The 8,203-nt window shown below is 61.5% G+C and carries 7 protein-coding genes; 3 read left to right on the top strand and 4 right to left on the bottom strand.

Translation table 11 applies throughout. From position 1 onward, the window contains the following. Nucleotides 1-716, bottom strand: a 716-nt coding sequence (locus QZL67_RS03540) for a leucine-rich repeat protein (protein ID WP_292919780.1), incomplete at its 3' end; no start/stop codon positions are given. Between the two features lie 158 nt (nucleotides 717-874). Between QZL67_RS03540 and QZL67_RS03535 the strand changes: the two genes are divergently transcribed. The 3 genes from QZL67_RS03535 to QZL67_RS03525 are packed head-to-tail and all read left to right on the top strand — an operon-like array spanning nucleotide 875 to nucleotide 2,711. Further along, nucleotides 875-1,258, top strand: coding sequence for a GntR family transcriptional regulator (locus QZL67_RS03535; RefSeq protein WP_022289395.1), 384 nt, complete (start codon nucleotides 875-877; stop codon nucleotides 1,256-1,258). Then, on the top strand, nucleotides 1,255-2,118 hold the full coding sequence (locus QZL67_RS03530) for an ABC transporter ATP-binding protein (protein ID WP_022289394.1): 864 nt from the start codon (nucleotides 1,255-1,257) through the stop codon (nucleotides 2,116-2,118). The genes QZL67_RS03535 and QZL67_RS03530 overlap by 4 nt, the downstream gene beginning before the upstream one ends. Continuing rightward, nucleotides 2,106-2,711, top strand: coding sequence for an ABC-2 transporter permease (locus QZL67_RS03525; protein ID WP_022289393.1), 606 nt, complete (start codon nucleotides 2,106-2,108; stop codon nucleotides 2,709-2,711). The genes QZL67_RS03530 and QZL67_RS03525 overlap by 13 nt, the downstream gene beginning before the upstream one ends. Nucleotides 2,712-2,902: 191 nt before the next feature. Here QZL67_RS03525 and QZL67_RS03520 read toward each other — a convergent pair whose 3' ends face one another. The 3 genes from QZL67_RS03520 to QZL67_RS03510 form a co-directional block, all read right to left on the bottom strand. Next, nucleotides 2,903-4,516, bottom strand: a complete 1,614-nt coding sequence (locus QZL67_RS03520; protein ID WP_022289391.1) for a putative manganese-dependent inorganic diphosphatase — start codon at nucleotides 4,514-4,516, stop codon at nucleotides 2,903-2,905. A 136-nt stretch (nucleotides 4,517-4,652) separates the two neighbouring features. Then, nucleotides 4,653-5,726: a Xaa-Pro peptidase family protein gene (locus QZL67_RS03515; protein WP_022289390.1), complete on the bottom strand. Its 1,074-nt coding sequence runs from the start codon at nucleotides 5,724-5,726 to the stop codon at nucleotides 4,653-4,655. Between the two features lie 132 nt (nucleotides 5,727-5,858). After that, on the bottom strand, nucleotides 5,859-7,469 hold the full coding sequence (locus QZL67_RS03510; protein ID WP_022289389.1) for a CTP synthase: 1,611 nt from the start codon (nucleotides 7,467-7,469) through the stop codon (nucleotides 5,859-5,861). Nucleotides 7,470-8,203 lie beyond the last annotated feature (734 nt).

Genomic DNA, 8,203 nt, shown 5'->3' with positions numbered 1-8,203 from the left:
TAGCGGACCCGCCACCACGCCAGCCGCAGCCCGCTCTCCTCGTCGTGCTCCATCCCCAAAAAGCCCTTCCACAGCGTGTCATACTCCCGCAGGCTCAGCTTCTTCTGGCGGAAGCAGTGGTGATAGGGATAGCCGGCGCCGTAGATGTTGTAATCAAAGTGATGGGCGGGGCAGTTCTCCTCATAGGCCTCCACATACTCGGGGAACACCAGATGCACCATCTGGCCATCCGTCTCGTAAATCGTCACATCCAACTCCCGGCTCAGCTCGTCGGCAAAGTAGGAGAGGGACTCCTGCTGCTCCCCCATCCGGGTGAGGAAGAAGGTATCCAGGCTGCGGCAGTTCATCAGTGCACCGCCGCCCCAGAAGGTCACACCGTCGTGGAGGCGAAGGGTCTTGAGATTGCTGCAGTTGAGCAGGGCGTAATCCCCCACCTTCCGCAGGGCGGCGGGCAGCGTCAGGTCCGTCAGGCGGCGGTTGTCCCACTGGGCCTCCCCGCCCGTCAATCCGCAGGAGACCAGCACCTCCTCCCCGTCCGCCCGGGCGGGGGCAGTGGGCGAGAGGGCGTGGCCCCCCAGCTCCGTCACCGGCAGGCCGAACAGCTCCTCCGGCAAAACGGCCCGCTCATCGCAGGTCACGCCCCGGAGGATGCAGACCGCCTGTTCCTCCCGCCGGATCACCAGTTTCCAGTTGCTCACACCGCTGACGGTTTCCAAGCCAAAACCCTCCTATTTTGAATCTAACTGGGAAGTATATCACATCTTCCGGCCATTTCCTAGTGCCAAACCCCACAAAGAAAAATTTCACCCACCCCCCTTGACAATCTGTGCATAGTGTATATACTGTACATGTACAGTACGAACGGAGGATCTCCATGGAACTCATCATCCGAAATACCAACAACCAACCAATCTACGAGCAGATCTACTCCCAGATCAAGGCCCAGATCATCGCCGGAAAGCTCTCGCCCGGAGAGGCCCTGCCCTCTATCCGAGCGCTGGCCAAGGATCTCCGGGTCTCCGTCATCACCACGAAGCGGGCCTACGACGAGCTGGAAGCCGACGGCTTTTTGTACACCGTGGCCGGCAAGGGGTGCTTCGTGGCGGAGAAGAACCTGGATCTGATCCGGGAGCAAAAGCTCAAGGAGCTGGAGGATCACCTTGGCGCCGCCGTGGAGCTTGCGGCCCAGTGCGGTGTATCTCCCGGCGAACTGACGGAAATGCTCCACATCCTGCTGAAGGAGGATTCCTCTTTATGAATGCCATCGAGCTGTCCCATGTCTGCAAAGCCTTTCCGGGCTTTGCCATCCAGGACCTGTCCCTGACCGTTCCCAGCGGCACCATCTGCGGACTGGTGGGGGAAAACGGCGCCGGAAAAACCACGGCCATCCGTCTGATGATGGGCGCCCTGCGGCCCGACAGCGGCCGCTGCACCCTGCTGGGGGTAGACACCGCCTCTCCGCAGGTCCTCACGGCCAAGGAGGATGTGGGGGTGGTGCTGGATGAGGCCTACTTCCCTGAGACGCTCAACGCCGTCCAGGTGGGAAAAATTCTCGCCAAAACCTATCGCCGCTGGGACAAGCACCGCTATGACAGCTATCTGGACCGCTTCTCCCTGCCCCGCGACAAGCAGTTCAAGGACTTCTCCCGGGGCATGAAGATGAAGCTGGCCATTGCCTCCGCCCTGGCCCACGATCCCAAGCTGCTGGTGCTGGATGAGGCCACCGCCGGCCTGGACCCCATCGTCCGGGACGAAGTGCTGGAGCTGTTCAACGAGTTTACCCGGGAAGAAGACCATTCCATCCTCATCTCCTCCCACATCCTCTCGGACCTGGAAAAACTCTGCGACTACATCGCCTTTTTGCACCAGGGGACGCTCCTCTTCTGCGATGAGAAGGACCGCCTTCTGGAGGAATACGCCATTTTCGTGGGCACAGCGGAACAGGCCGACAGCCTCCGCAGCGAGGCCGTGGTGGGCCGGGTCTCCAGCGGGCTGGGAGGCGCCCGGTGCCTGGTGCGGCGGAGCGAAGTCCCCGCCACGCTGGAGCTGGAACGGCCTACCGTGGAGGACATCATTCTCTTTCTGGTGAAAGGAGGGAAGGATTCATGCAGGCGCTGATCTTAAAGGACTTCTATGTCATGTGGAAGCAGACCCGGATCTTTCTTCTGGTAATCCTGGTCTTTTCCGCCATCCCCGGCTCCTTCAACGCCGTCTTCGCCGTCATCTACGCCGCCATGCTGCCCTACACCGCCATGGCCTACGACGAGCGGAGCAAATGGAACCAGCTGGCGGCCATGATGCCCTACTCCGACCGGGACATCGTGCTGAGCAAATACGTCTTCGGATGGCTGTTCATCCTGGCGGCCACCGCGGCCTCCCTGCTTTTGCAGGCGGTGCTCTCCCTGGTGTTGCCAGCTGCCCGCAGCGCCTCCCCCGCCGCCCTGCTGCTGGCGCTGTGCGTCAGCGTGTGTGTTCTGGACCTGACGCTGCCGCTGATGTTCCGCTTCGGCACGGAGCGGGGACGTCTCCTGATGTTCTTCATCATCTTCCTAGTGTGCGGCAGCGCCGGCGCCGTGGCCGGCATCGCCCCGGACCTGGACCGCACCCCCACCCTTTTCTCCGTGCTTCTCACCGCCGCCCTGGCCGCTGTGGTGCTCACGGCCGCCTCCGTGCCCCTCTCCGTCCGCCTGCACCGGCGGAGAAGGCGGTGAGCGCCATGAATCCGTCCGACCCTTCGCCCCGGGACCTGACCCCGGAGGATATTGCCGCGCTGCTGGCCCTTCTGGGAGACGCCCTGCGGCGCTGACCCCGCCTGCGGCAGCATTACCAGCCATACAAAAACCCGGAAGGGAAGCCAATGCTTCCCTTCCGGGTTTCTTTTTGCAGGAACCGAAACAGCCCATCAGCCCCACAGGCCGGAGAGCATGGGAATGACCTGCTTTTTCCGGCTCATGATCTTGGGCACGAAGGCACAGTTCTCGCTGCCCTTGATGTTGAAGGCCTGGTGGATGGTCTCCTCATCGCCCACATAGAGCAGCTGGCTGCCCTCCAGCAGCACATCGGTGATCATCAGCACCACGGTGTCGAACTTCTTCTTCTGCCGAATGTCAGCCATGATCTTCAAAAACTCATCCTTGCGCTTGAGCAGCCGCTCAGAGTCCATGCAGGTGACCTGGCTCACCGCCAGGTCATGACCTGCGATGTGGAACTCCTTGTAATCCGTATACAAAATGGCCTCAGCGCTCTTGTCGTCACCGCAGGTGGCGGAGAAGATGGCCTTGCCCAGCTCATCGAGAGAGACGTTGGCGATGCGGGCCATGCGGTTTGCCACATCAATGTCCCGCTGGGTGCAGGTGGGAGACTTGAACATGACGGTATCGGAAACGATGGCGGAGGCCAGCAGTCCCGCCATCTTGGCGGTGGGCATCAGTCCCTTTTCCTGGTACATACCGGCCACAATGGTGGCAGTGCTACCCACCGGCTCGTTGCGGACGTAAATGGGGTTGTTGGTCTGGATGTCCGCCAGACGGTGATGGTCCACGATCTCCAGGATCTCCGCCTGGTCCAGACCCATCACGGACTGGGCCTTCTCATTGTGGTCCACCAGCACCACCTGCTTGCGGCGGGGTTTGAGCAGATGGAAGCGGGACAGCGTGCCCACCACGCGCTCCTCCTCGTCCAGGATCGGGTATGCGCGGAACCGGCTTTCCAGCACGGTATCCCGCACGTCGTCGATGTAATCGTCCAGATGGAAGCAGACCAGATCCTTGGTCTTGCAGATGTGGGAGATGGGCAGGGCGTGATAAATGAGGCGCACCGCCCGGTAGGCGTCATACTGGGTGGAGATGATGCATGTGCCGGTCTGCATGTCCAGCAGATCCTGGCTCACCTCCGCCTGGCAGACGATGATGCAGTTGACCTGCATTTCCAGTGCCCGGCGGATCATATCCGGCTGGTCGCCGCAGATGACGATGCTGTCCCGGTTGGAGAAGAGCAAATTCTCCCGGCACACCGGCAGCGCGATGGTCACTTCACCGGAAATCGAATCCCGCAGTTCGCCGTCGGCGTTGAGGATCTTGCCCTCCAGCACGGAGAGCAGGTTATAGATGGGCATCTCCGCTACCTGGGGATTGCGGACGGAGGACATGTCGTAGTTGGCCACGTCGCCGGCGGAGAGCATGCCGAAAAGGGTGCCGTCCTCGTTGGCCACGGGAATGGCGGAGATCTTCTCCGCCTGCATGGTCTGCCAGCCGCGGCTGATGGTGGCGGCTGCGGAGAGGGTAGGAGGTGTATCGTAGGCAAGGTCCCGCACCTGGGTGCGGACGTCTCCGATCAGCTTGGGGGGCTGGACTCCGAACCGGTTGAGCACGGTCTGGGTCTCGTCGCTGACCTGGCCCAGACGGGCAGCCTGATACCGCCGGTCTCCCAGAGCGTTTTTCAATGCGGCGTACGCCATGGCAGAGACTACGGAGTCGGTGTCCGGGTTTCGGTGTCCGGTGATGTAAATGGTATCCATCGTTTCGTTCCTTTCACGTAACATTGCGTCACATTTGTATTCCTGATTGATTATGCCGCCGCCCGGCGGCGGTTGTCAAGCCGCAAAAGAGAGAAAAAATGCCGGCGCGGCAAAACTGCCGCGCCGTAATCGTTTATCACAAAATCAGCAGCTCTTTGGGGGCCTTGGTCAGGTTCCGGCAGCCGGTCTCCGTGAGCAAAATCACATCTTCGATCCGCACGCCCAGCTTCCCCGGCAGGTAGATGCCCGGCTCTGCCGAGATCACCGCTCCGGCAGGCAGGGGCTGTTCATTGGAGGGGGAGGCGTTGGGGGATTCGTGGATCTCCACCCCCACACCATGGCCGAAGCTGTGTCCGAAATACGCCCCGTACCCGGCGGCGGCAATGACTGCCCGGGCAGCGGCGTCCACGTCCCGCCCGGTGACCCCGGCCCGGGCGGCGGCGATCCCCGCCTGCTGAGCGGAGAGCACGGTCTGATACACCTTCTGCATCTCCTCCGTGGCAAAGCCCACCGCTACGGTACGGGTCATATCGGAACAGTACCCGTGGTAAATGCAGCCAAAGTCCATGGTGACGAACTCTCCCCGCTGGATGGCCCGCTCCCCCGGTACACCGTGGGGCAGACTTCCGTTGGGGCCGGAGACCACGATGGGATCAAAGGACATGTTCTCCGCGCCGAAATGGAGCATCAGATACTGCAGCCGGGCGGCGATCTCCTTCTCCGTGACGCCGGGGCGGATCTCCTCCAGGATCACGTCCAGTGCTTTTTCCGCGATCCGCTGAGCCGCCACCATGGCGTCCAGCTCCTCGGCGTCCTTCACGGTCCGCAGCTGCTGCAAAAGTTCCGTGGCCGGAACCAGCTCGCAGGGCAGCGCCTTGCGGTAGCGCTCATGCTCCAGCACCGTCATATACGCCTCTTCAAACCCCAGCCGGCACACCTTCTGCTCGCCCAGTGCCTCGGTCAGCAGCACAGCATATCCCCGGCCCGGCCCCACTTCCCGGATCTCCGCACCCTGCACGCAGCGGCCCGCCGCCTCCGTATAGCGGGAGTCGGTGAAGTAATACGCCTTCTTGCGGGTGACCAGAGCCACGCCGTCCGTTCCGGCGGAGTGGAATCCGGAGGCATAAAAGCGGTTTGCTTCGCCGGTGAGCAGCATGGCGTCCAGGCCATAGCGCTCCAGCAGGGCAGCAATCTGATGAAAATGATTCACGGTACCATCCTTTCTGCAAGCCTCCCGGGAGGCTTTTCCGGTGCCGCCCGCCCACAGGCAGGCAAGTTCCTGTTTGGAAGGGTCCTTCGTTGCGGTCCGGGCCGTCTCCGGCCCGGTGTACCTCCGATGCGCTTACTTCTCGTTCTCTCCCCGCTCCAGCGCTGCCCGGATGAAGCCGAAGAACAGCGGATGGGGCCGGTCGGGACGGCTCTTGAACTCCGGATGGAACTGGGCACCCACGAACCAGGGGTGGTCCGGCAGCTCCACGATCTCCACCAGGCGGCCATTGGGAGAAAGGCCCGCCAGCGTCATGCCGTGGGACTGCATCTCCTCGCGGTAGTCGTTGTTGAACTCAAAGCGGTGGCGGTGCCGCTCGGAGATCTCGGGCTGGCCGTACAGTTCCCGGCTGCGAGTGCCCTCCAGCAGCACGCAGGGGTACTTGCCCAGGCGCATGGTGCCGCCCTTGTCCGTGATGTTCACCTGGTCCGGCATCAGATCGATCACCGGGTGCTGGCTGGTCTCGGAAAACTCGGAAGAGTTGGCGTCGGCATAACCCAGTACGTGGCGGGCAAACTCGATCACCGCCATCTGCATCCCCAGGCAGATGCCGAAATAGGGCACGCCGTTTTCCCGGGCGTAGCGGACGGCGCAGATCATGCCCTCGATGCCCCGGTCACCGAAGCCGCCGGGCACCAGCACACCGGACACGTCGGAGAGCTCCTCGCGCACGTTCTTTTCCGTCAGCGTCTCGGAATCCACCCACTTGATGTCCACCACGGCGTCGTTGGCCGTACCGGCGTGGTTGAGAGACTCCACGACAGAGAGGTATGCGTCGTGGAGCTGGGTGTACTTGCCTACCAAGGCGATACGCACCTTCCGGTGGGCGTTCTTCTCCCGGCGGACCATGGCACTCCACTCCCGCAGATCCGGCTGGTGGGTGATGAGGCCCAGCTTCCGGCAGACCACCTCGTCCAGTCCCTCCCTGGCCATCAGCAGCGGCACCTCATAGAGGGTCTCCGCAGTGGTGTTCTGGATAACGCAGTCCGGCTCCACATTGCAGAAGAGGGCGATCTTCTTTTTCACATCGTCGGTGATGGGCACATCGCACCGGCACACCAGCACGTCCGGCTGGATGCCCAGGCTCAGCAGCTCCTTGACGGAGTGCTGGGTGGGCTTGCTCTTGAGCTCGCCGCTGCCGGGGATCTGGACGATCAGCGGCACATGGATGAACAGCACATCGCCCCGGGGTCGCTCGGCGTACACCTGGCGGATGGCCTCCAGGAAGGGCTGGGACTCGATGTCGCCCACGGTGCCGCCGATCTCGGTGATGACCACGTCCACATCCTCGGAGGCCATGGCGTAAACCCGGCTCTTGATTTCGTTGGTGATATGAGGGATAATCTGAACAGTGGCACCCAGATAGTCACCCCGGCGCTCCCGGTTCAGAACGGACCAGTAAATCTTGCCGGAGGAGACGGAGGAGTTGCCGGAAAGGTCCTCGTCCACGAACCGCTCATAGTGGCCCAGATCCAGATCCGTCTCGGCGCCGTCGTCGGTGACGAAGACTTCTCCGTGCTGATAGGGGCTCATGGTGCCGGGGTCCACGTTGATATAGGGGTCGAACTTCTGGTTGCGCACCCGCAGGCCCCGCTGCTTGAGCAGACGGCCCAGGGACGCGGCGCAGATGCCCTTGCCCAGTCCGGAGACCACGCCGCCGGTGACGAATACGAATTTGGTTGACATGCCACTCACCTTACCTTTTGTAGATTGCTCTTGTATCATGCCCGCCCTTTCGGGGGAGAATGCCCATTGCGGATGCCTGCGCGGCCCTGAAAAAAAGAAGCACCGCCGGACCCATTTTGCGGCTAAAAGTCTCGTCTTTTTCGGGACGTTCAGCTGCGATCCGCGGTGAAAGCTGTCTGTTCGATTGTCGCCGTGCGGCCTTTGCCGCAAACCGCCGCTCAGAGCGTTTCCAAAAATACTGTACCAATATAGCATCCCCTTTCAAAATTGTCAACGGCAGCTTTTTCCCTGCCCGGGCCCTGCCCGGGCCCTCTTTTTTCAAATCGCACAACGGCCTGCGCCCCGCTCTCCCAGCCGTTTTCCGCCCCGCTTTTTTTGCCGCGTTCCCGTTTTCCCCAGACGGCATTTTGAATTTGTCAAAAATGACGGTTGACTTTATTTCTTTAAAGCTGTATGCTACGAAAGTAAAGAGAGATCACCTTTCTGAGTCAGGGAGGGGCTTGCGATGCGTTTGTTGTTCAGCCGCTTTTATTACGCCGATCAGGTCCGCCCGGCGGGCCGCTTTGGGTGCGCACAGACGCAGGATGCCTGACCGTCCGATCGAGAAAGGCGCTGATTCCGTTCAGGAAAGCGGCTCTGTCCTTCGGACAGGGCCGCTTTTGTGATAAGGTTTTCCTCATTCAATAAACAGCAAAGGAGATTGCGTGTATGAAAAAGAAGTTGCTTGCTTTATC

The organism is Oscillibacter sp. CAG:155 (genome assembly GCA_000436875.1).
In the GTDB taxonomy this organism is placed as follows: Bacteria; Bacillota; Clostridia; order Oscillospirales; family Oscillospiraceae; genus Oscillibacter.
Note: the sequence above shows the minus strand (reverse complement) of the source record. Positions and strands in the feature narration are given on the sequence as shown.